Below are 24,318 nucleotides of genomic sequence, written 5' to 3'. Positions count from 1 at the left end.
CTCTCTTAATTAATTCGATATAAAGAAAGCGATTCCTTTTATTCCTTTTTAAAGCCGAATTGCTCTGCTTCCATCTCAACGACTGTATGGAGCAAGGGAAAATCTTTCGTATCTTCTGCTAGATGTTTTCCTATATTCGGGGCCAGCTTATTCCATGCCATCGGGTTAGCGGCGATAGATTGGAATAAAGCCACTTCATTTGTTGTCCACATCCTTAGTGATTGAATGTAGTCAAGTGTCAATTGAAATCCAGGGAGGAGCTGCTCATCTCTTTTTTTCACAAAAGACGCCATCGCTTCAGCCCAATCATGTCCGTGATCCACCTGTCTGACAGCTTCAACTAAGTAAAAGGATTGCATGAAGGCATCATTGATACCGAGACCCGTGCTGGGGTCTTTACTATGACCGGCATCGCCAACCAGAGCCCACCCTTTTCCATAAGCTTCCCTGAAAAAGTTTGGCATACCGGGTGTCCCTATGATTTTCCCTTGCAAACGGGCTGACTCCATACGCTTCTCCATTCCATAATGCTGTTGATAAATTTCTTCAAATTTCTTTTCAGGATCTTTCATCATGTTTTTGAATTCTTCCGGGTGAATTTCCAATCCTAGACAATCCCGCCCTTCCTCCATGGGAAAAAGGAATCCGATTCTCCCTTCATGCAAGAAAATTTCGGTCGTAGGTTCACTCAAAGGTTGTATTCCTTCATAATAACCGTAAAGAACGGGACGTACGGGGTCTGTTTGTTTGTACTTTTCTGCATTGACCCAGTGAGCAATATTTGAATTCTTTCCATCTGCCCCCACGACTAAATCACTATGTACGTGGAATACATTACTTCCCTTATCAATTCGAACTCCTGTGACTTTGTTCCCTTCCCACAATAATCCACGAGCAGGACTTCTGGGCATGACAGTGACATTAGGGTATTCTTTTGCTTTTTCTATCAAAACATAATCCAGCTGGTCGCGTTTTGGAATAATCGTATAGGAAGAACGAGGTCCTTCTACAAAGCTCGCCCCGATATATGTGCGCATGCGGCGGACTTTGCGTAAGCCTGATTGCTCTAAACGATCCAGCACACCCAGCTCATTCAAAAACTCTGTATGCGACATATAGTGTGTTGATAATGTATCACTTGGAAAATCCGCTTTATCTATGAGCAATACTTTCTTTCCAATTTGTCCTAATAATATCGCTAAACTAGAACCCGCCACTCGAGCTCCGACTATAATTACATCATAATGATCATCCATCCGTGCACTCACCCTTAATCATTCTTTTTCTATTACCATCTTAACGAAGGACATCTGAATAGTGAAGCGGTCTTCGTCCACAATGATGAGATAAGCTTACTGTTTTTTTCCCAAATAAAAAAACTCCCGCAACGGGGAGTTTTCAACTTAATAAGTTCGTTCCTCTTCTACTTCATGGTTTTGATCTAAGATAGACAGCTTACTCGGCTTGTTCTCCTTAGCAATCGCTTCAGCCTTCTCCACAGCTGTATCGCGCTCATCATATTCATCTGTCGGAGCGACATCCTCAATTTTCACAAACCATCCAGTTACATCTTTATTAGGTACAACACTATATTGTTTCATAAATCTTCACTCCTTCATTATTGACTTAATAGACATTTCCCATTGGTGAGGAAATTCAAACGTGAAGGTAATTGCAAAAATAGTTTGACAATATCACGGCGCCCATTTATAATTTCAAACAAGTCAGACTAATCGAATAGAAACAACTCTTATCTAGAGCGGCAGAGGGACTAGGCCCTACGACGCCCGGCAACCTTCAAGGCAATCCTTGAAAAGGTGCTACATCCTACAGGTCAGATGATCTGAAAGATAAGGGGAGGTATATTATAAATAAAGCCCTCTTCTTATTAAACAGAAGAGGGCTTTTCTTATTTCCTTCCATCACCCCTGAGGATTCCTAGAACTACTTTCAATCAAGGAGGAATTTTCGATGACACAACCTTTCCATACGTACGGTGCTGAAACTCAATTGCTTCATGGAGGCCAAGAGCCCGACCCCACTACAGGTTCAAGGGCAGTGCCGATTTATCAGACCACCTCTTACGTGTTCAACGACACAACACATGCCCAGAACCTTTTCTCTTTAGCGGAACCAGGTAATATCTATACAAGGATCGGAAATCCCACAGTGGATGTATTTGAACAACGCATCGCCCTATTGGAAGACGGAGCAGCAGCAGTAGCCACGGCATCCGGGATGTCTGCCATTACCATGGCCATCTTGAATGTGGCTCATGCCGGTGACGATATCGTTACCTCAACCAACCTTTACGGCGGGACATACAACTTATTCGTCCATACACTCCCTCGTTATGGTATAAATGTCCATTTTGTTGATGGGAACGATTCCGAAGCATTCAATAAAGCAATCACCCCGAATACAAAGGCAATTTTTGCTGAAACGATCGGAAACCCAAGCCTCGATGTGTTGGATATCGAAGGTGTCGCAGATGTAGCTCACACCCACCATATCCCATTAATTATCGATAATACATTTGCAACTCCTTATGTATGTAAACCAATCGCCTGGGGCGCGGATATTGTTATTCATTCAGCTACAAAATGGATTGGGGGTCATGGTACTACAATAGGCGGGGTAATTGTCGATAGCGGCCGCTTTGATTGGAACCATGATAAATTCCCTGGTTTTACAGAACCTGATGAAAGTTATAACGGCATTCGTTTCGGTATAGATGTCGGGCCTGCTGGTTTTGCAATCAAACTTCGTGTTCAGCTATTACGTGACCTCGGTGCATGCCTCAGTCCTCAAAATGCTTTTTTATTGCTACAAGGTTTAGAAACCCTTCATTTACGTATTAAAAAACACGCTGATCAGGCACTTGAAGTCGCAGAGTACTTGAAGAATCACAAGGGGGTTGAATGGGTCAACTATCCTGGCCTGACCGATCACCCGACCCATCAGCTAGCTGAGAAATATTTCAATTATGGATATGGTTCGATTGTTGTTTTCGGTATTAAAGGGGACCGGGAAGCAGGACGCAAATTAATTGATCATACTACCATTTGGTCCCATGTCGCAAATGTCGGCGATGCCAAATCATTGATTATCCATCCAGCATCGACCACCCACCAGCAGTTGAGTGAAGAAAACTTACAAAAATCAGGTGTAAAAGAGGAGCTTGTACGTTTGTCTGTAGGACTAGAGTCTGTGGAAGATTTGATACACGACCTCGATTGTGCAATAGAGCACGCGACAGGATATAGCCAGCCTTATGGTACTGCAAAAAATCTCGCAGAAAAAATTCTTGTCTCTTCTCTGTCTAGATCGAATGAAGAAATACGGCAAAAGGTGATTGCTATCATCCAATCTTCTGACAAAAGTCATGGAAACGAAGAAAAGAAATTAGCAAGGTTAGGCTTCAAAGTTATTCCATTACAACAAGTAGAAGATGTAATTGATTTAACTTCACCAGTGGATATTGTGTACGTGGACCGTCTCGATGAGGAAATCCTTCAAATAGCTGATTCTATAAACCCTTCCCTCATCTGGTCACAAAAACCTTATAAAAGCGAAAGTGATCATATTTTCTCTGGGTTGAATCTATACGAAGCCATCATCACTATTCAATCAGGGAAAGACATTACAACTACTCTGGTATCTGTATAAAAAGAAAGGAGGCATCAAATATGTCATTGAAGAACCCCACCAGCCAGCCACTTACAAGCAGTTCTATAGCCATCGGATCTTTCACTTTTGAATCTGGTGAACATTTGAAGCATGTTGAGCTTGCTTATGAACGTTATGGTCCTCAAGGGGCCCCTGTCATCCTCGTATGTCACGCCTTGACAGGTAACCAAATTGCAGTGGGATCAGACGAAGAGCCAGGCTGGTGGGCAGGATTGATCGGAGATGGTTGTCCAATAGACACCAAACATTTTCAAGTCATTACATTCAATGTATTAGGAGGCTGTCACGGCTCTACCGGCCCTGCTAGTATCAATCCTGAAACAGGGAGAAAATACCGCCAGAGCTTCCCTGACGTTACGATACGTGATATGGTTCACGCCCAATATCAAGCTCTGCAAAAATTAGGTGTCAAAGAAGTCCAGGCCGTCGCCGGTGGTTCTCTTGGTGGAATGCAAACATATGAATGGGGGCTTCTCTATCCTGGTTACATGAAGCAGTTGTTCATCCTGGCTGCTACTCCCTATTTAAGTGATTATGGCATTGCCTTCAATCATATCGGGGCACGCGCCATACAAACCGACCCGCAGTTCAAAGAAGGCTATTATGAATCGAATGACCAGCTGCAAGGCTTCGAAATCGCCCGGATGACAGGTATGGTCACCTATAGAAGCAGTACACTTTTCCAGAAAAGGTTTGCACGCTCTCACAATGCTGAAACTTCATATAACATTCAATCCTACCTGGATCACCAAGGGGATAAAATTAAAGAACACTTCGATGCCAACAGTTATCTTTATCTCCTTCAAGCTATGAATAATCATGATATCGGCCGAGGGAGGGAAGGCTGGAAGACAGCAGCAGAAAAATACGAAGCAGATATATATACCATCAGCTTTGAACATGACCTTCTCTATCCTTGTGCCTTAATCAGCCATTTCGCTGAATACTCGCCTCGAGCTGAGCATCATCATGTGGATACAGACTATGGGCATGATGGATTTCTTGTTGAATTCAACCGCTGGGGAAATTGGATCCACAACAAACTATTCCAAAAATAAAATAAGTGGGATTAAAAGCGCATGCGCCTTGCCCCCCCCCGACCATCTTAAGCAAACCTTGGAGTGGTACTTTTGCCACAGCAAAGGGCTTCTGAGGGTTAATGTGACTAAACAAAGATGTCGGGACAAAACGATAACTGACACTGGGAAAACGAAGTATGTTGCCGGAGCGGCGTATGCATTTATTGCTTCATATAGAAAACCCGAACGAAATTTCGTTCGGGTTTTCTAGTGGAAAAATTCTTTTATCTCTGCCTCTTCTATTTATCTTGTTCTAATTTACTCACAGGAACCAAATCATATCCTTCATGTTTCAGATTCTTTAAAATCAGCTCAAGTGTTTCTGGAGTTTTATTATTCAACTCATGAAGTAAAATGATAGAACCATCTTCTACTTGTGAAAGGATCTCCTGAGAGATTTCCAAAGCTTCTTTGTCCTTCCACCCTTCAGAATATATAGTCCAAGGAACCGCATCCAGTTGGTTTTTATAATCCAGCGGAGGTTCTTCACCAAACGGTAATCTGATCAGCCCTACCTCTTTGCCAGTCACTTGTTTGATTATTTTTTGTGTCGATTCAATTTGATCGTCGACTTGCTCAGAAGTCAATCTGTTTAACCGCGGGTGATTCCATGTATGGTTACCTATTTCATGACCGCGGTCTGCCACGTCACGTGCCACCTCTGGATAATAACTTACTCTTTTTCCAATCATGAAGAAAGTCGCTTTTGCTTCATATTTGTCTAAAAGATTAAGGATTTCTGCAGTCACTTTAGGGTGAGGTCCATCATCAAATGTGATAGCTGCCCGCTTATTTCCATCCAAATCCCCATCGATGGAGTCCTCAACGGTAACTGTTGAAGATGCAGATTCAGGAGTTGAAGATTTTGATTTCGCATTTGAAAGTTCCCCTATCGCTTCTGCATACTCCGAACGCATCATACTGGAAACCTCTTCAAGTTCCAGATTAATGCTGGATGGTAATCGCTTATCCTTATTAAAATAAATGACTAATCCTTCTCCAGAGAGAGCGACATGTTTGTAGTTTTCAGGCTTTGGCTGTACAACTGAATTCTCTACTGTTCCCTGTTCGACGCCTTTTTCAAGTTTTTCTATTGTGAGTTCAGACAGTCGATCCACATAGTAAACATCATCCTTGAACAATTCACCAACTTCAAGACGTTTTCCGTTCTTTTTGTCAAAATTCATAATGGTTTGATCAGTAATCGGATTGTCCTTACCGATATCCATCGTTTCTTTGAATCTCACTACGAAAAATCGTTGGTTTTGGTGGAGAACCTCAAAGTCGATATGCAATTCATGCGACTCATTAGACTGTCCTTCTTGAATACTGTTATAACTTTCTTGTTTAAAGTATGTTTTTTGTTGATTCACATAGTCAACGATGGTTTGGTTCATCTGATTGTTGGGTGTCTGGGGATAATGTATAGTGATATGAAATTCATCATATTCTACGATGTCGGTTTCCATCGTTACCTGATAGACAGGAGACTCTGACGATGCAGGTTCTTCTGAATCCTTATTAGCACTTGCTATGAACGAACATCCCGTTGATAGCAAAACGGTAAACAGTAACATATATAAAATAGGTTGCTTCATAAATTTTTTCCCTCTTTATCTTAAATTCACACAACCTATCGTAACATAAATGTAACAATGACTTAACTAAATAGTTATATTCAGTTTTTTCTGTCTATTAAACATTTGTACGGACGTCCCATAATTCCGGAAAAAAACGGTGGTCCAGAACTTTTTTCAAATAACCGACACCAGAGGACCCGCCTGTCCCTTTTTTGTGTCCGATGATCCTTTCGACTGTCTTCATATGTCTGAAGCGCCACTGTTGCAGACTATCTTCTATATCTACTAACTTTTCCGCCAACTGGTATAACTCCCAATACTGATCGACATTTTTATAAACCTTAGCCCACGCAGCTTCAACAGAGGCATCATACTCATATGCTTGCGTATAATCACGCCCGATAAGATCAGGGTTTATATTAAAACCTGCTTCAGAGAGTTTTTCAATCGTAGCATCATAAATGCTCGGAGATTCAAAAGAATCTAACAATTGTTTATGTAACTCAGGATTCTTTTTATAAATCTTCAATACATGAGGGGTCTTATAACCTAAAGCAAATTCAATCATTCGATATTGATAAGATTGGAAACCTGAGGCTTGGCCCAACTGGTCACGGAATTCCATATATTCTGCCGGGGTCAGAGTCGATAATACATCCCAAGCTTGAATGATTTGCTTTTGGATGCTAGAGACCCGTGCCAGCATTTTAAATGCTGGTTGGAGCTCATTCTGACGTATGGCATCAATGGCTGCATAAAGTTCGTGCAAAGTCAGCTTCATCCACAGTTCACTCACTTGGTGGATAATGATGAAAAGCATTTCATCATGATGGGAGGAGAGACGGTTTTGCGCTGCCAGCAACTCATCCAAATTCAAGTATTCCCCATAGGTCATCCGCTCCGCAAAATCCGTATGGACATTTTCGTTTTCTTTGTTATATCGATCACTCATACAGTCACTCCCTATTCTAATACGCCACGTTCTGGAATATTGTTATATGTCATTGGCAGAAATTCGGTATGCACCGTTCCTTCGTACATAAGTATTGTACCAAACAAAGGATGTTCAACATGAACATGGACACGATAAGCGTCTTCGGTTTCATCATAGTGTTCATATAGCGCGGTTACAGGGCTCGGCAAAAATCGTTCACCTTTTAGATTCAGTGCCTTCGACTCCATATAAAGACCACCTGCTGCTGTTACATGCAGATCGAGTTCTGTTTGGAGGACTCCTGTTTTACCAAGACAGTCAACAATCTTCTGCTTTTCTTCGTCGAACCTCATCGCCGCATCGAAGCCACGGATGGAATAAGGGAAAAAGAAACGGCGAATCCAGCTGATCGTCTCACGTCCCTCTTCATCTGTATACACATAATTCTCTAAAGTGAATGGCACATCCTTGCCACGCTCAGCAAAAACGAGATGATCTCTTGCTCCTATTTGCAATAAAGGTCGTAAAAGAGGATGAGTCCCTCTGATTTCTGTCATTCTTCCTTGACCTAAGATCATCAGGTTTTGCTTACTTGTCAGACCATACTTTTTTTGCATCTCTGGGTGAAGGCGGTGAAAATTGTCTCCTAATGCTTTGTGGTAAATCGATTTCATAGTTGGTCCCCTCCTTATTAAGCAACACATTCCACTTAGATTTTACGTTCATATTTTATTATTTCGTGAATATGATTTGATTTAGAAACCTATCTCATTCATGTAAGTATGTATGGGTATTATAGCATAAGTAACCGCTTTCCTTTTAGGGGTTGCAGATAAAAATAAGACCTGCCTGACCAGCAGGTCTATATCCACGCGTGGGTAATCCGTCAAGGAAAGAACGGAGCTGAACGCTTACACCACTTTTCCGGAAGTGGACGGATCAGTACCCTGATTCTATTTCACATAACTTCTTCTGCATAGTCACTGATGGAATAACCCCTTTGTTGTTTCATAAGCCATCCTTGCTTTTCTAATTGATTGAATAGTTTTTGGATGTGTTTTTCGGGCCAGTTGGATAGGAGTCCGAACCAACGGGTTTCATGTAAATGTAAGGTACGGAGTTTGTTCGTCGCTTTACCGGCAAGCATTTGTACTAAAGTGTGAGCAGGGTAATCCGAGCCATAATAATAAATCAGATCTAAGATTTGCTGGGTATAGGCATAGGTGAGTGGCCTCCCCTTCACCGTTATGATGATATCATCATCCCCATACCGGACTTCTTCTAATTTACTTTTGAGCTCTTCTAAAACATGCCTTGTGATCGGATAGACATGTTCCGGTACGACCTTTTTCCACTCTCGGAGCTCTTTGAACATTCGCACATCGTCCATGACCACTCTCGATAACCACAGCAATTCCGATTTACTGGATTGGTCCGGAATTTGGGTGCGGCTCATTTTATCATACATATAGAGCAGCGGATATAATTTGAGGTTTTCTTCTTTCCTTTGATAACGCTCAATCTGATGGATGACCTCAAGACTTTCTTCCAGTGTCTTACGAGCAGACGAAAGCTGTTTCTTCAATGCCTTCAACTGGACAAGTTGTTCTAAAAGCCGCTGATTCTTTCTGGCAATTTCATTGAATTGTTTTTCAATTGTCACCATCCGCTTCTCCGCGCGCTCCACATCATACTCTTCCATGAAACTGACTTCATCTTCATCCACATGATAGAAAAGACAGAAATCACAAGATTCACAATAACAGCAAATGGAGCGGTGTTCAGAATCGAATTCAAGGATTTTTTGATGGGAACAGCTACTTTCTCTCCCTCTCAACCATTGTTCAGGTAAGGAGCGGAATGGTCTCATGACGATTTCAACCCGGTGACGCCAGTAAGCGATATCTTCAGGATAATTCAACACAGAAATCAGGGAAGACTGATTCATCCCCTCAACAGCATCAATCACTTTCCTTTTTTCATGAAATAGCTTTACAATCGGATGTGCATGAAATGCTTTGGAGATTTTTTGAAGCCAGTATTCTCGCTCATGCTCACTGATATGTGATAAAAACAGATAGTCCTCAAGCACTTCTCCTACATGTTTACCTAGTTGCTCAGAAGAAAGCTGGGTAAAATCTGTTTCATATAATAATTCTTTTTTCAAAGGCAGTCCATGTTCTTCAGACAAGGACCCCCATAAAAACAATTCTGGGCGCAACAAATGTGGATGAATGGTTTCTTCTTTTTGTAAAGAAACCGGCAGGACAGCTCTTCCCGATAACCCCAAATACGGGCGGATAGCAGAGACGTCAAGAGCTTTGTCTTTAATTTGATCCACGATGGCGTCGTTCAGCCTGGATAATAACCCCCGTTCAAATTTATGTCCGATTGATCGAATCTGCTTATTCTTCTTTCCAATCGGCGCAAGTACAATATACGGGTAACGTTGATCCTGGTAAGCAATCCTCTTCGGCAGTCCCATAATGATTCCCCTTTGGATAAGGATTTACTACTATTATAGAAAAAGTATTACAATGTACCAATAAATATAAGTAAAATGGGCGTCAAACCGTTAAAATTTCCACGGAATACCCAATGAACAACCCTGTTTCAATGATACCGGGTATAGCACTTAACTCGTCTTCCAAGCGATCACCTATGTTATTGAAACCCACATCCAGTATCACATTGCCTGCTTCAGTCAGGACAGGGCCATCTTTTGATTGAGCCATTCGCAGACGAACATGCTCAACCGGAAATCGTGTTAACTTCGTCTCCACCAAATGGATGGCACGCGGGTCCACTTCTACAGGTACAGTGAATTTCTTTCCCAGTTGATGAACACGCTTGCTTTCATCTATTAAAATATACGTTTTAGATGAGCTCGCCATCACGAGTTTTTCTGCAAAAAGCGCCCCGCCCCTTCCTTTAATTAATCGGTTGTTTTCATCGACCTCGTCTGCTCCATCGAAGCCCCAATCCGGCTGAACCGAAATAAGCGATGAAGTAGGCAGACCAAAATAGCTGCAGTTCATTTCCGCTTCCTTGGATGTTGGAATAGCGGTCACATTCATCCCTTCATTTCGGACCCTTTGTGTAATTTTTTCCAAAGCAAGGTATGAGGTCGATCCAGAACCAACTCCGATCACATCACCATTTTTGACATATCGGCTGACCTCATCAGCCACCTTCTCTTTGGCTCTCCGATTTGAAATCTCACCTGACCATGTCGCCTGAACAGCTAAAGAATTTTTCCAATTCACGTCCATCACCTCTTCTTCTTTGGTATTCCCGAAAACAAAGAAATCCAAGCACCCGGAGATCAAGAAAATGAACAAATGAAAGCAGAGATTTTAGAGCGGATTTTTTTGTCATTTTATATGATTGTTCACATAAATTGAATAGAGTATGTAGTTCTCAAATCAAAGAGGGGGATGGTATGAAAAAACTTTATTGGAAGCTGGTTATTTTTTACCTGATTCTCATCCTTGCTATGGTGTATGTCATGATGGTCCAATAAAAAACTCGACGAAAAGACGTCGAGAATTCCTAATTCACTAAATTATGTTTGAATGCATAAATGACCGCTTGAGTACGGTCAGAGACTTCCAATTTACCAAGAATATTACTTACATGGACCTTCACTGTTTTCAAGGCGATAAAGAGCTGTTCGGATATTTCCTGATTTGTTTTCCCTTCAGCCATCAACAATAAAATTTCTTTTTCTCTACCCGTCAATTGATCATGTAAGTCTTCCACATGAGGGGAGCGCATTTTTGTCATGATTTTACCTGTTACTTCAGGTTCTAAAATCGACTGACCCTCATATGTAGAACGAATGGCCTTTGCAATTTCCTCAGCCTTGGACGTTTTCAACATATAGCTCGTCGCTCCTGCTTCTAAGGCAGGATACACTTTTTCATCATCTAAGAAACTGGTAACAATAATGATTTTCGCTTCGGGCCATTGAGTTATGATTTGCTTTGTGGCTTCAATTCCGTCCATCCGCTCCATCACTAAATCCATAAGGATGATATCAGGGCGGTGTTCAAGAGCCATCCCAATCGCCGCTTCACCATCGTCAGCCTCTGCAATGACTTCAATATCTGGTTGTGCTGATAAGTAAGCGGAAACACCAATCCTGACCATCTCGTGGTCGTCCGCAAATAAAACTGTAATCAAGATTCTTCCCCTCCTTTTTTCCGATATGGAACTTTTACTTCCAATCGGGTGCCTTGACCTTTCAAACTGACGATTTTCAGGGTGCCCCCCACTTCAAAAGATCTCTCCTGCATGTTCTGCAACCCATAGGAGCTGGACTTTCCTTCTTCCACATCAAAACCGACCCCATCATCTACTACACGGAGAATGATGTTATGATCACGTTCAATCAACATGACATTTAAAGATGTAGCTTTCGCATGTCTCAAAGTGTTGGATACAGACTCCTGGAGAATCCTGAAAAGTTGGTCTTCTATCCCTTTATCCAACGTCAGGTCTTCTATCGACCAATCAATATCCATGGGTACTTTTTGCGTAAGTTCATATAGAAGTTCTTCGACTCCTTCAGATAATGACTGATTTTTCAGCGCTACTGGCCGTAAGTGTAAAAGCAATGCTCTCATTTCCAACTGTGATTGATGAATCATTTTTTCCACCATCTGCATTTGCTTCTTTGTCGCCTGCCAATCTTGAGAAGATGTCTCGTTTATTGCTGACATCATCATAGATGCTGCAAACAATTGTTGACTTACAGAATCATGAAGCTCTCGAGCAAGCCGGTTCCTTTCCTGGACAACTACCTCCTGCAAACTCTTCTCCCGGTCTTCTGCTCTCTCTGTAACCATGCGTTGAGCAAGCTCGGTTTGTTTAGCCATTTTCTCTTCAACCTGTTGTATTTTATCTTCAATTTGCTTGATTTCATTCAAATCCGATCCTTCATACACCATCGGATTACCTTTGACTAATTCGCTTAACTGATGCTGGATGACATGGAGCTGACGGCGCCAAAACCAACCTTGCGCAATCCCGACTACAAACCCAGCCGTCACAGCTAAGACAAGAATTAAAAAACCAAACGGCAGGTCCAGGACACGGCGATTCCATAAATCAGACCACGAACCTACCGGAAAGGCGAAAAAAGTGATACCAAGTAATATAACCATGAACACGAGAAAGGTCAGGACTCCTGACAAAACTTGCTTTTGCCACACATTCATACTCGCTTCACCTCAAGATCTCCAGAAACCATCGATGTAATGATTTTCACCTTCGGCTTTACATGGCGGTAATCTTGTGTCTGATAAGACAGAACTTGGTTGAGTACTTTGTTTTTTCTGTATTGGAAAATGGACGCTCTTCCGATCAACGCACTGTGATGGATGCTCACCTCTACCTCATAAGGGATGTAGATGGTCAGATTCCCAACAAGATGACGGATGGAAATAACTGCTTCATCATGCGGCAGCACGGTTTGACTTAAATCTACGACTCGATCCCCAAACCCTCCATGGATATTGATATCCTGCCATTCATAAGAATGATCGGGAGTCATTTGATCTCCGAAAATTTTTTGAGATAACAACGGTTCGTGATGCGGCATTTCTTGATGTTTATCAAGAATTTCAGGAGTGATGTGCTCTGGCTTTTCCCGGGATTTAAAGTAATTACGAACGAACAGAAAAATGATCGCAACGAGAAGGAATCTGACTGCAATCATGCTGAATATAGTGAAAACCAAACTGATTAAACCTACCCAAAACAAAACTTTACGCCATAGAGGCGCATAGTTTTTCCAGCCAATGTACATCAATATCCCGGAGAATAGCAACGAGAAAACAAGGCCGCCATTAAAGAAGACGATTTCAACGACAAGGAGAATCACCCCGATGATTAAAATCGTGTTGATCGTATCTGTTGTTAGTCTTTTAAGCATAAGGGTCATCCTCCTTTCCGTCTCTCTTGTGTATAATAAAAGGCGCAGAAATCTGCGCCTTTATCATATCACGATTTCTATTTAGCTGGTACTTCTTCTGTATTCTTCATACCATGTTCTAATTGTGCGATTTTACTATCGAATGTATTGTGGTAGTAGGCACTGTTCACCTTATACTCTAAATCTTCAATATACCTGTCGATTTCTGAGAACCTGGAATATGGCTTGTCCGAAGCATCCTCTATCACCTGATTCATACGGTGATGAGCTCGTGCGATATTTTCACGTCCCATCAATTCCATACGCTTCAAGTGCATGTCCTTCAATTTATGCTTCATTTCTTCGTATTTTCTTTCTAGCGCCTCGAGCTGTTCAATACTTTCAACCCTTGATTCCTTCAAACGTTCAGCGCGGGCTTCATATTCTTGCTGCTCTTTAATTGCGAATTCATGCATAGTCGTTTCCCCAGCTTTTTCAGCGACCTCTGCCTGGCGTGTACGCTTGTCTGCCATATCCTGAGCTTTTTGGTATTCCCGTGTAAATTCATCCTTCAGACGATATTGACGTTCTACCAGCTTTCTCACTTTTTCCGTTTCCCTTTCGCTTTCTCTAAGATACTGATTCAACATCGCTACAGGATTTTTCTGCTCCTTTTGATCCAATGCATCATGCAAATCTGCAGAAATCGAATCTTTCAAACGTGTAAATAAATTAGTCATTCAAAATCTCTCCTTCAGAAAATTATTTGTTCATTTCTGCCCACTGTTTTTCAAAATTCGTGAACGGATCATCTGATTTGGGAACCGCTGCTTCTTTTTGGCTTGTCCAATTTTTATAAATCAGATAAAGTCCATAAGCAGCCACCAATCCAATTACTGCAAAAACATTAGACACAGCCACACTCAGAATGATCAACCCGGCGATCATCCAAGCGATCTTACCGGCTGTAGAATCTGTCTTCATAAATTGTTTGAACACAACATAGAGCAACCACACACTCACGCCTAGTAAAACCATTGGTCCAAGGTTCGCGAGCAATATACCAAGAGCTACCAGCCCTGCAATGAATAGCAAAAACTTTTTCATCTTTTCCCTCCTCGCTGTTTTCTTATATCTATCATATCGATAACAAGATTTTGTCGTAATGAGCCTGAGATATATTTTCACCTAAGACCAGAGGCTTAGAAGCTGGCAGGCCAGCTTTTAAACCCTCATAGAGAGCACGGGAATCTTAGGGAGGGGACAGAACCAAATATGTTGCCCTATGAGATTCCAGCTCCGCTATCCAAATCCATAAGCCGCCCAGTGGAGGCAACTGAAGAACTGTAACTTTTTAGGTAATGAATCAAATAAAGAAGCCGAGTTGGACGATTTTTTCGTTCAACTCGGCTTCTTTTATTATTTCGATGAAACACTGAGGCTTTTACTCCTCCATGAGCTTCTATGGGTATTTCTCTTTCATACCTTCATTTACTATGCAATTCATCTTTCGTACGATTTTGAGCGGTTGCGCAATCACTTCTTATGAAGAAAAATAAAAAGTTGATTCCACTATGAGCGTTCGGTGGTGACGCCTGCGGGAACAGCGCGAGCCGAAGATTCACTTGGTCAAGTGTTCTTCTTGACCAAGTTAGCTGAGGCCGTGCCCACGGCAAGCATCCACCGACAAGCGATTCGTGAGAAGCAACAACAAACTTTTACAGCTCTTCTAGCATGGAAAAGTTTTTTTCAGTGGCGACCTCTTCTTTTACTCAATTATTCGAAGCTCTTTTGGTGTTTTCGTTAATGTTTCATACCCATTCTCTGTAATGAGCACATCATCTTCAAGGCGCACCCCACCCACGGCAGGGTCATAAATACCCGGCTCAATTGTGTAGGTCATTCCTTCTTTCAATATGCCGTCATTCAAATGACTCATAGATGGGAATTCATGGACATTGATCCCTAGACCGTGGCCGATTCTGTGTGGAAATTTATCTCCATAACCGGCTTCAGTAATGACATCACGGGCTGTTTGGTCTAGATCACCAATACGTGTTCCCGGTTTACTGATAGCTAATGAAGCTTCCAGGGCTTCACGCACTTTTTCATAAATCTCTTGTTGTTCATCACTGATAGAGCGATAGGCGAAGGTTCGTGTGATATCTGAAGTATAACCTTTCCACACCACACCTAAATCGAACAATACGAAATCCCCGGCTTTCAATTGGCGATCTCCCGGATTTCCGTGCGGTTGGCCAGATTTTTCTCCAAAGAGGACCATTGTTGAGAAAGACATTTCAGCAACGCCTTTCTTCTTAAGTTCATATTCTATAGCAGCTAGAACCTCCATTTCAGTGACGCCTTCCTGCAAGGCTTCTGTTCCTACTTTCACACCAAAATCGGCAAGTTCAGCCGCTTCTCTCATGATGCTGATTTCTTCAGAATCTTTTACAACGCGCATTTCATTTAACTGACCTTCGACATCTTTAATTTCAATGTTTTCGAAGAGGCCGAAGAACGATTCACTTCTCCCATATGAAAGGACTTGTTTTTCAATTCCAACCGTATGGATATCTGTCAAACCCTTTTGGTTCATCAGCTCTTTCATCATATCCCACGGGTTCTCATGGTCAGCATACCCAAGCACATCATACTTCCAACCTGTATCCCGGATCTGCCCTTTTTCCATGCCCGGTAAAACAGCAATCGGATCGTCCTCCGGGAAAACAAGCAGCCCTAACAGTCTTTCGTGAGGATCTGTATGAAATCCTGTCAAATAGAAAAAGTTTTCCGTAGAATTGATAAATGCTGCATCCACACTATTTTCCTTTAAATAATCAGCGAATTGATTTAATCTATGTTCCATCGAAAACACTCCTTTCAGTAAGTACATTATTTATCATATCTCAACATCCTCGGCAATCCAAATGACACAAAAGTATGACAAAGCCAAGTTATGATGAACGTTTTAAGACATTTTCCATTTTTGATTTTCATTTGTAAAAGCTTTCGATATAATGACGTAAGATGATAGAGGATTGAATGGAGGTTTAAATAATGGATCGCACACGTTTTTTCGTCCGAGTGGCAGCCATTTATGCATTGATCGGAGCCTTTATGGGATCCCATATGGCTGGGGGTGGAGGCTTACAATTAAGCGCTATCCACGCACATATTTTAGTTGTCGGCTGGCTTTCCCTCTTCGCTTTCGGCATTTACTATAAAGTCTTCAAAATACCTAAAGATTCCAAACTGGCTAAGGCTCATGTATGGACATCTTTCTTCGGAGTCTTCGGCTTGACGGTGGGCATGTGGCTATATTACACACAACCGATTGATGGTTTGAGTGCTTTTAATACCGTTTTCTTTATTGTCGGTGGTACAATTTTGTTAGTCGCATTTGCGTTATTCGCTATCATGACCTTCCTATACGGAAAGTTCATATCAGAAGATGCCTAAAAGAGCAGGGCCTAAGCCCCGCTCTTTTTATATTCACCCCTTTTTTGAATTCTAACCCTTATTTACTTCAATTACGAAAATAGGAAAGGAAATTGTGACCTCTTTCTCCATATACAGGTGAAATGCCATTCACTCCTTCATGAAAAATCCTTATATTGGCAGCATGGACAAGGGCCACGGCAAAGTCCTCCATGCCCCTTATAAACCGCCATTCTCTCATGATATTGGTTATTCCGGTGAAAACCGTATAAGTCTGTCATCTTTTTCATCAGCGTTTCCACGTCCGTCCGTATTGTTCGTAATAAAGTAAATTTCGCCTTCAATAACTTCTACATCTCTTATTCTTCCATAGCGGTCAGTAATTATTTCAGGGTCCTCTCCTTGCTGAGAGATTCTTCTTAACGCTTCCCCTCTCAAAGTTGCTACATAGAGTTCTCCATCAAAAGCGCTGAGACCTGATGGCGCCCACGTACGATCTCCCGTTTGATAGAGTGGCGACATCATTCCCTCATTCTTTTCTTCACCAACAATCGTCGGCCACCCGTAATTCTTTCCCGCTTCGATTTTATTGATTTCATCATGATTATTCGGGCCATGCTCTGATGAAAACAACTCACCTTCGCTATTCCAGGTAAGCCCCTGGGAATTACGGTGACCATAGCTGTATAGGAACGACCCTTGTACCGGATTATCTTCAGGTATTGTTCCATCTATATTCATCCGGAGAATTTTCCCTGCTAAACTCTCCCGCTTCTGACCCAGATTTTCCTCGGAAGCATCACCAGTAGTTATATAGAGTTTACCATCAGGACCAATTTCAATACGCCCCCCGTTATGATAAGGGGCACCTGGAATTCCCTCCAAAAGTACTCCTTTCTCCCGCCATTGACTTTCTCCCTTTTCAATAAGTACAACCCTGTTTTTAATGACTCCCTCTTCCTGATACGTATGATAAATGATCGCCTCTCCCTTCCGTTCAGGGTTAAGGGTAAAACCAAGCAACCCGCCTTCTCCGTTTTGCAATATTTCTTTTTCCGTCTCGACTGGCAAGCGTTCTGGATCATCACCATTACTCCAGGAAACAATGTTACCTGGGCGTTCGGTAATGTAAAAGACGTTCTCGTCATGTTCGATATTCCAAGGAGTTTCTAAGTTACTTTCGACAGTTTGAAACCTTTCCCCCTTCAATTCCGCCTTTTCCTGCGGAGGCTCCTCTGAACATGAAACCAGCAACACGACCAATAGTAAATACCCTGCATATTTCACTCCTCACCCCAACTCCCTTCTTTCCTCTTATTTTAGCAAGTATAGTAGAAGGATTGAAAAGATAAGAAAGAATAAAGAGACTGATGATGTTCCGCCAAGATTTACAACTTCCTATTTCAATGCCGCAAGATTCCATCAAAGAAGAAGCCGAGTAGGACGATTTTATCGTTCAACTCGGCTTCTTTATTTCGATGAGACATTCAGGTTCTTACTCCTCCATGAGCTTCGTTTAATATTGACGGTGAATATCGCCACCGGCCCCTGTCCCTATACACGAAGAGTAATTTTCTTTTATAACCCAGCGGATCTGTTTTTCATCATGCTGCCTGACGCAGTTGTGTCCGATGCAACACTGACTTTTCCAAACGATAAGCAAAGAAACCAGCACCAACTGCTAATACGGTATCTTTAATTAAAAATGGTATCATACTGGACCACGCTAACGTGAAACTTATCCCTTCACCACCGATCCAGAAATTCAGAGCGAAATAAAACCAGTTCACTCCTATGAAATAATTGATAATAAGTCCTGCAAAAGCTGCCCCGATATACATAGGTAATTTACGATTGGATTCAGCAAGCTTCCCTACTAAATAGGCTAAAACAATAAAAGATACAATGAATCCGAATGTAGGGGAAAACAATATGGATACCCCGCCTTTGAACCCAGCGAATATAGGAGCACCGATCAACCCAAGAGTGGTGTAGACGAGGAGTGAGAAAAACCCCAATCGGCTTCCCAGCACAAGCCCTGCCAATATAGCGAAGAACGTTTGTAACGTTACCGGAACGCCCATGACCTGTAAAAATGGCATAAAAGCAGTAATGTTCGCTCCAACTGCCATAAGTGCTACGAAAAGGGCTCCCAAAGTAATATCATATGCAGAAAAATGAGAACGCTTCATAAGTATTTTCCTCCCAACGTTATATCTCATCTATTAAGATACGGGAACCGGCCCTTAAATGTCAACTAAAATTAATTAAAGTTAACAAAAGGGTACCTTCTTAAAAGAGGTTACTGAAGAACTGCATTTTTTGAGTTAGGCATCAAAAAAGAAGCCGAGTTAGACGCTTTTATCGTCCGACTCGGCTTCTTTTAATGGACCACAAAATCACTCTTTTCAGATGGGCCACTGTTGCTTCCAAAATGAGCGTTCGGTGGTGACGCCTGAGGGAACAGAGCGAGCCGAAGATCCACTTGGTCAAGGAATCTTCTTGGCCAAGTTAGCTGAGGCCTTGCCCGCGACAAGCATCCACCGACAAGCGATTCGTGAGAAGCAACAACAAACTTTAACAGCTCCTCTGGATGGAGGAGGGTTTTTCAGTCGCCTCTCTTAAAAGGGTGTCCTTTTTTTAGCATTACGGCTTATGGGAGGATGGTACCGCATATAGGAACTCAAATCGGGAACAATCCCTTAAATAGGTAATTAGTTGGTAAAAATGGTGACAGATGCACAAATGTATAGTAATATATACTCAGAACAAAAGGAGGGGTATGATGATATCTCAAAAACGTATGATGGGACAATATGGAACCCCTCAGGAAACCGTCAACCACATGGTCCATACATTATTATCTTATTTACCAGTATCCATCGAACGACCGAAAATCCTCGATCCCTCTACAGGTGATGGCATTTTCACTCTTACTCTTATAGCAGAAGGCATAGAACCGGGATTACTTTATGCCTATGATATAGATCCGACTGTGTCTACACCACATTCAGATGTCAACTTTATGACTACTGATTTCCTCAAAGCGGACGTGTATGAGGAATTTGACGCAATAATAGGAAACCCTCCATACAAATCAAAAAGACAAAGCGAATATTTCCTCGAAAACAATAAGTTCATTAAGAAACAATTCGGCTCAATCGGTGTACATAATTTATATTCCCTTTTTATTCATAAAGGCATACAGGCCTTAAAACCTGGAGGGATCCTTACTATGATTGTACAAGATTCCTTTTTGACGAATGTCTTTTACAAAAACTTCCGTCATTATTTGCTGACCCAAACCCAAATCAAAGAAATCGCCCTAGCACCAAGAAGGCTTTTTCATAAAGGGAAAGCGGATGTTCGCACAGCCATCCTCACCCTGAAAAAGAAGGAAGCAGGAGAAGACGAGAACGAATCTCTGATGAAATTGATCGATCGACTGGATAATCAGTTTTATGAGACGCCGTTAGCGAAAAATGTGCAATATTTGAATCAGAAACACTTTGAATCTCTGCCAGGCTACAACTTCGCCATCAATGTACCATTTGAGATACTTCAACACTTTCAGATGCCTTACCAAAAATTTGGTGATGTCATAGAAGGTGGTACAGGGATATCAACAGGGAACGACAGGCATTTCCTTCGCAAATATGAGCAAATTGATAATTTTAAAGAGTGGATTCCTTTTTACAAAAACGGTGGCGTGAATGATGGATGGTATTATGCTCCAAAATACTTCATACACAATGATTGGCAAACCCTTAAAGAAGGACACCCCAATTTCACCATAAGGAATTCGGCATTTTTTTATAGAAAAGGAATTACCTGCTCTTCCATGGGTGTTGGTTTTTCTGCCGCTTATCTTCCAAAAAACAGTCTTTTTGGTGTGAATGCTAACTTCTTTCCAGAAAATGAAGATGATTTATTCTATTTTTTAGGATTATTGAACAGCAAGCTAGTTACATATATGGTCAGAAAGGTACTTAATCGTACTAACATGATAACATCAGGGTATATAAAAAAGCTCCCTTATGCAGCACCTTCTTCTATTAACAAGGAAATAGTAAGGGCTGCATCCCGTTCTCTTGTGAAAGAAAAAAAGCTGAACCCCCACTTCAATACTGGACCTCTTCAACGAACAATTGATGAAGCTATTTATGATATATACGGCATCTCCAAAGAAAACCAGAGCCATGTGGAAGAGTTTTGTCAGGATATTTTAGAGAGAATTTAATCATTCTTTCTGAAATATCTCCCACCATTCGGCATAATATTTCCCAGGAAATCAATTCACCTTAATATTCGATAATTTCCCCAGTCTTCTGGGAGGAGTTGCATATACTTCCGGGATAGAAAACGGTCATCTACAAGCTGTATAGCTCCGGAGTCCTCCTCGGAACGTATTAATCTTCCACCTGCCTGAAGTACTTTATTCATACCTGGGAACACATACGAATAATCATAACCGCTTCTGCCTTTTTGATTGAAATACTCTTTAATCAGTTCTTTTTCAAAGCTCCTTGGCGCAAGCCCTATACCGACCACAGCCACACCGTTCAGACGATCTCCCCTTAAATCCACTCCTTCAGAGAAAATACCGCCTAAAACAGCAAAACCGATCAAGCGCCCTCCCTCAACAAATTGAGCCAGAAAATCTTCTCTCCTGTCCTCATTCATCCCTTTTTCCTGCATGACTGCATCCAAATCTGATGTGTTACGAAATTCATGATAGACCATCTCCATATAGTGATAGGAGGGAAAGAAAAATAAATGGTTTCCAGGATGTTCGACCGCTTGATGCTGGAGCCTTTCAACTAATTGGCGAGCTGTCTGTTCCCTAGACTTATACCGAGTGGAGAGCGGGGTGATCATCACATCTATTTGAGAGGCTTCATATGGTGATGGGAGTTGCAATATATAATCATCCTTCGTTCCTCCCAGCATCTCTTTGTAATAAGCGAAAGGAGATAATGTGGCAGAGAAAAAAACACTGGTACGAAAAGACTTTGTCGTTTGACGCAATACATGAGAAGGATCAAGACAAAATAACTTTAAGGTGAAATCATCATTCACACTTTCTCCTATATAACGATAATGATCATCGACTAATTCAAGAATCTTAACAAAGTTCTGGGACTGGAAATACACATCGAGTAACGCCTCAGACTGCTCACCTACCGCTTCTTCCTGCAATATAGCTTCTGCTGCTGAAATGAACCTTTCAATATTCTCTTCCAATTCTCCAGGAATATCATCAAGTTTCCTGTGTGACCCGCCATTCAAGTGAATTCGCTCCAGGTCTTTGACTATCGCGCTTGCACTTTTTAACAACTTCCCATTATCACTCCCCCATTCGTCAAGAATAGCTTGAAAAGAATGTTTATGAATGACAGCTGAATACATATCACGGGCTCTTTCAACCAGATTATGAGCCTCATCGACCAGGAGGGCAGTTTTTTTCTTCTTCTCAGGCAGAAGGCGCTTCAATGAAACTCTTGGGTCAAAAACATAATTATAATCTCCGATTACGACATCAACCACATCTGTCAAATCAAGAGAAAATTCAAATGGGCATACACGATGCTTCCGTGCATATTCCTCTAGGACAGAGCGAGTCATTTGTGTTTCATTAATGAGAATATCGATGATGGCTCCGTTTATACGATCATAATATCCATCTGCAAACATACAGTATTCAGGCTGACAAATCGTTTCTTCTTGAAAACAAATCTTATCCTTAGCTGTTAAAGTAACAGACCTGAGTTGTAACCCGAGTTCTTTCATCTTCGACAAGGCTTCTTCTGCCGTAGCCCGTGTGACCGTTTTGGCAGTCAAATAATATATACGCTCCGTCCCTTCTAACTGCAATGCCTTAATGGCTGGGAAGAGTGTAGAGATAGTTTTTCCTATCCCTGTAGGGGCTTGAGCGAATAAGTTTCTTTTTTCTTCGATGGTATGGTAAACGCTCCCCGCAAGTTTTCTTTGACCTTCCCGATAATTTGGAAAAGGGAAACCCAATTCAGGTATTGTCTTTTCCTTTTGCTCCCGGATATATAGAAGGATCTTTGCATACGATGAATACACAGCAATCGTCTCATCCATAAACATTGCCAGTTCTTGATGCGTAAACCTTTGTTGAAACCTTTTTTTCTCTTTCGTGCTTTTCTGAACATAAGTCAACTGAACCTCGATATGTTGAAGTTGCTGTTGGGTGGCGTACATGAAAGCATATCCTTTTGCTTGAGCCCAGTATACGGGATGGCTATGTTCATCAATTTCCTCAAGTTCTCGTGCAGTCGATTTTATTTCATCGATCACAACCCCTTCATCAGTCCGTAAGAGCCCATCACAACGCCCTTGAATATTCAAGGATATCCCATCTTGGTCAAACTCGTATTGCAAAAATACCTCTTTTTCATCCTCCTCTTTATATTTCCCTTGCACTTCCTGATGTATCGCTGTGCCTTCAACTAAAGCTGTGTTTGATTGAAACCTTTCATCAATACTTCCTCCCCGATATACATATGAAACTAGCTCACGAACAGATATTGTGACACGTTTTTCCATCATTAACCTCCCGCATTTCGAATTTCAGCATATAACCCTCATCTTCCTGCATGCTTTTCCGTATGTCTATTGTATAATGTTAGTGATATAATTGTAGTTAAAACTTTTCTTTTCCCGCTTATCTATAAACCCCATATACTATAGTAGAGACACAATCAGGAGGAATTTCTTTGAGAAAATGGAGATGGGTGGCGTCCGTTTCACTCTCCTTGATCATCGCTTTCTTTATCATAGCAGCTTTTATATATACACCGGAGCAAGAGGACAAGAATCAAAACCACCCCCCAGCTACTGAAGAAGCAGCTGAAACGAATCAAACTGATCAGGAGCAGAATGAGCCAGCGGAAGACCCTCAAGAAGAAATGGACACAGAAGAGTCAGCAGATACATTAAGTGACGGCCTGCGCGATGTATTTACTAGCGTTATTGAAAGTGCCCGCCACTTTCTTGTTAAAGATGATATCCAAATTGTCGCTGTAGGTGATTCTCTAACCCAAGGTGTCGGAGATTCCACAGAGAATGGCGGCTATGTAGGAATTTTAGAAGAAACGTTCAATAGCAATAAAGAAGCGGAAACCATTAACATTGCTAATTATGGTAAGCGCGGGAACCGCACAGATCAACTTCTTGAAAGATTGGAAAATGAAGAAATCAGCAACTCACTAAGAAGTGCGGACTTAGTTCTCCTCACCATTGGTGCCAATGATGTAATGAAAGTCGTTGAAAATAATTTCACAAGTTTGAATTACCAAGACTTTGTGCAAGAGCAAGAAGGCTATGAAGAAAGACTTCATCTAATCATTCAAAAAGTGAGAGCGCTCAATCAGGACGCCCCTATTTATTTACTGGGTCTTTATAATCCTTTCGATAAATACTTCAATAATATACCAGAACTGGGGCAAATTATGGGTGACTGGAACGCCATCAGCAAACAAGTGATTAATAATTATGACAATGCAACTTTCATTCCCATCCGTGACCTTTTTGAAGGGTCTGAAGAAGAATTACTTTGGGAAGAAGATAACTTCCATCCAAATGAACGCGGATATAAACTAATGGCTGAACGCGTGTTAGAATATATAAGAGAAGACATCGAACAATAAC

At 41.6% G+C, this 24,318-nt stretch carries 23 protein-coding genes and 1 riboswitch; of the genes, 7 read left to right on the top strand and 16 right to left on the bottom strand.

Annotation, left to right across the window (positions count from 1 at the left end; all coding sequences use genetic code 11):
• Positions 1-38: 38 nt before the first annotated feature.
• Together HLI_RS13615 and HLI_RS13610 are read right to left on the bottom strand one after the other, a co-directional pair.
• Complete coding sequence (locus HLI_RS13615) at positions 39-1,256, bottom strand: NAD(P)/FAD-dependent oxidoreductase (protein ID WP_128525469.1); 1,218 nt, start codon at positions 1,254-1,256, stop codon at positions 39-41.
• Positions 1,257-1,403: 147 nt separating this feature from the next.
• Positions 1,404-1,601 carry a DUF2188 domain-containing protein gene (locus HLI_RS13610; RefSeq protein WP_128525468.1) on the bottom strand — a complete coding sequence of 66 codons (198 nt, stop codon included), beginning with the start codon at positions 1,599-1,601 and terminating at the stop codon, positions 1,404-1,406.
• A gap of 146 nt (positions 1,602-1,747) precedes the next feature.
• Positions 1,748-1,857: riboswitch (SAM riboswitch) on the top strand.
• A 114-nt stretch (positions 1,858-1,971) separates the two neighbouring features.
• Between HLI_RS13610 and HLI_RS13605 the strand changes: the two genes are divergently transcribed.
• A complete protein-coding gene (locus HLI_RS13605) occupies positions 1,972-3,669 on the top strand; it encodes a PLP-dependent aspartate aminotransferase family protein (protein WP_128525467.1) in 1,698 nt (565 codons plus the stop codon).
• A gap of 20 nt (positions 3,670-3,689) precedes the next feature.
• Entirely contained in the window at positions 3,690-4,748 is a 1,059-nt protein-coding gene (metX, locus tag HLI_RS13600; RefSeq protein WP_128525466.1) for a homoserine O-acetyltransferase MetX, read from the top strand.
• A gap of 260 nt (positions 4,749-5,008) precedes the next feature.
• Here the strand turns inward: metX and HLI_RS13595 are convergent, their stop codons facing one another.
• The 10 genes from HLI_RS13595 to HLI_RS13550 form a co-directional block, all read right to left on the bottom strand.
• The gene (locus HLI_RS13595) at positions 5,009-6,367 is read right to left on the bottom strand and encodes a polysaccharide deacetylase family protein (RefSeq protein WP_128525465.1); all 1,359 of its coding nucleotides are present in this window, start codon (positions 6,365-6,367) and stop codon (positions 5,009-5,011) included.
• A 97-nt stretch (positions 6,368-6,464) separates the two neighbouring features.
• Positions 6,465-7,301, bottom strand: coding sequence for a tryptophan 2,3-dioxygenase (gene kynA, locus HLI_RS13590; RefSeq protein ID WP_128525464.1), 837 nt, complete (start codon positions 7,299-7,301; stop codon positions 6,465-6,467).
• A gap of 11 nt (positions 7,302-7,312) precedes the next feature.
• Positions 7,313-7,957 carry a DUF4166 domain-containing protein gene (locus HLI_RS13585; protein WP_128525463.1) on the bottom strand — a complete coding sequence of 215 codons (645 nt, stop codon included), beginning with the start codon at positions 7,955-7,957 and terminating at the stop codon, positions 7,313-7,315.
• A gap of 284 nt (positions 7,958-8,241) precedes the next feature.
• Positions 8,242-9,768 carry an RQC-minor-2 family DNA-binding protein gene (locus HLI_RS13580; protein ID WP_128525462.1) on the bottom strand — a complete coding sequence of 509 codons (1,527 nt, stop codon included), beginning with the start codon at positions 9,766-9,768 and terminating at the stop codon, positions 8,242-8,244.
• Between the two features lie 82 nt (positions 9,769-9,850).
• The gene (gene rpiA, locus HLI_RS13575; RefSeq protein WP_128525461.1) at positions 9,851-10,555 is read right to left on the bottom strand and encodes a ribose 5-phosphate isomerase A; all 705 of its coding nucleotides are present in this window, start codon (positions 10,553-10,555) and stop codon (positions 9,851-9,853) included.
• 280 nt (positions 10,556-10,835) lie between these two features.
• A complete protein-coding gene (locus HLI_RS13570; protein ID WP_128525460.1) occupies positions 10,836-11,468 on the bottom strand; it encodes a response regulator transcription factor in 633 nt (210 codons plus the stop codon).
• Complete coding sequence (locus HLI_RS13565) at positions 11,465-12,505, bottom strand: sensor histidine kinase (protein ID WP_128525459.1); 1,041 nt, start codon at positions 12,503-12,505, stop codon at positions 11,465-11,467. Before HLI_RS13565 ends, HLI_RS13570 begins: the two co-directional genes overlap by 4 nt.
• Positions 12,502-13,221 (bottom strand): cell wall-active antibiotics response protein LiaF, encoded by a 720-nt coding sequence (liaF, locus tag HLI_RS13560; protein WP_128525458.1) that lies wholly within the window; start codon positions 13,219-13,221, stop codon positions 12,502-12,504. Before liaF ends, HLI_RS13565 begins: the two co-directional genes overlap by 4 nt.
• Positions 13,222-13,298: 77 nt before the next feature.
• Entirely contained in the window at positions 13,299-13,940 is a 642-nt protein-coding gene (locus tag HLI_RS13555; RefSeq protein WP_128525457.1) for a PspA/IM30 family protein, read from the bottom strand.
• Between the two features lie 22 nt (positions 13,941-13,962).
• Positions 13,963-14,307: a lmo0954 family membrane protein gene (locus HLI_RS13550; RefSeq protein WP_128525456.1), complete on the bottom strand. Its 345-nt coding sequence runs from the start codon at positions 14,305-14,307 to the stop codon at positions 13,963-13,965.
• 478 nt (positions 14,308-14,785) lie between these two features.
• Here HLI_RS13550 and HLI_RS13545 point away from each other — a divergent pair, with 478 nt between their 5' ends.
• Positions 14,786-15,007, top strand: a complete 222-nt coding sequence (locus HLI_RS13545) for a hypothetical protein (protein WP_128525455.1) — start codon at positions 14,786-14,788, stop codon at positions 15,005-15,007.
• On the opposite strand, the gene HLI_RS13540 is transcribed toward HLI_RS13545, so the two are convergent.
• Entirely contained in the window at positions 14,969-16,069 is a 1,101-nt protein-coding gene (locus HLI_RS13540) for a M24 family metallopeptidase (protein ID WP_128525454.1), read from the bottom strand. The two genes, HLI_RS13545 and HLI_RS13540, sit on opposite strands and share 39 nt — an antisense overlap.
• Positions 16,070-16,260: 191 nt before the next feature.
• Between HLI_RS13540 and HLI_RS13535 the strand changes: the two genes are divergently transcribed.
• Positions 16,261-16,662 (top strand): hypothetical protein, encoded by a 402-nt coding sequence (locus tag HLI_RS13535; RefSeq protein ID WP_128525453.1) that lies wholly within the window; start codon positions 16,261-16,263, stop codon positions 16,660-16,662.
• 228 nt (positions 16,663-16,890) lie between these two features.
• Here the strand turns inward: HLI_RS13535 and HLI_RS13530 are convergent, their stop codons facing one another.
• Together HLI_RS13530 and HLI_RS13525 are read right to left on the bottom strand one after the other, a co-directional pair.
• Positions 16,891-17,928, bottom strand: coding sequence for a PQQ-dependent sugar dehydrogenase (locus HLI_RS13530; RefSeq protein WP_128525452.1), 1,038 nt, complete (start codon positions 17,926-17,928; stop codon positions 16,891-16,893).
• A gap of 317 nt (positions 17,929-18,245) precedes the next feature.
• Positions 18,246-18,833 (bottom strand): biotin transporter BioY, encoded by a 588-nt coding sequence (locus tag HLI_RS13525; RefSeq protein ID WP_128525451.1) that lies wholly within the window; start codon positions 18,831-18,833, stop codon positions 18,246-18,248.
• Positions 18,834-19,086: 253 nt separating this feature from the next.
• On the opposite strand from HLI_RS13525, the gene HLI_RS13520 reads away from it, so the two are divergent.
• Together HLI_RS13520 and HLI_RS13515 are read left to right on the top strand one after the other, a co-directional pair.
• Positions 19,087-19,266 (top strand): hypothetical protein, encoded by a 180-nt coding sequence (locus HLI_RS13520; RefSeq protein ID WP_128525450.1) that lies wholly within the window; start codon positions 19,087-19,089, stop codon positions 19,264-19,266.
• 160 nt (positions 19,267-19,426) lie between these two features.
• Complete coding sequence (locus HLI_RS13515) at positions 19,427-20,881, top strand: Eco57I restriction-modification methylase domain-containing protein (RefSeq protein WP_128525449.1); 1,455 nt, start codon at positions 19,427-19,429, stop codon at positions 20,879-20,881.
• Between the two features lie 56 nt (positions 20,882-20,937).
• Here HLI_RS13515 and HLI_RS13510 read toward each other — a convergent pair whose 3' ends face one another.
• Positions 20,938-23,214: an ATP-dependent DNA helicase gene (locus HLI_RS13510; protein ID WP_128525448.1), complete on the bottom strand. Its 2,277-nt coding sequence runs from the start codon at positions 23,212-23,214 to the stop codon at positions 20,938-20,940.
• 170 nt (positions 23,215-23,384) lie between these two features.
• On the opposite strand from HLI_RS13510, the gene HLI_RS13505 reads away from it, so the two are divergent.
• Positions 23,385-24,317, top strand: coding sequence for an SGNH/GDSL hydrolase family protein (locus HLI_RS13505; protein WP_128525447.1), 933 nt, complete (start codon positions 23,385-23,387; stop codon positions 24,315-24,317).
• The last annotated feature ends 1 nt before the right edge of the window (position 24,318 follow it).

Origin of the sequence: Halobacillus litoralis, from assembly GCF_004101865.1 — a bacterium.
GTDB lineage: Bacteria > Bacillota > Bacilli > Bacillales > Halobacillaceae > Halobacillus > Halobacillus litoralis_A.
Note: the sequence above shows the minus strand (reverse complement) of the source record. Positions and strands in the feature narration are given on the sequence as shown.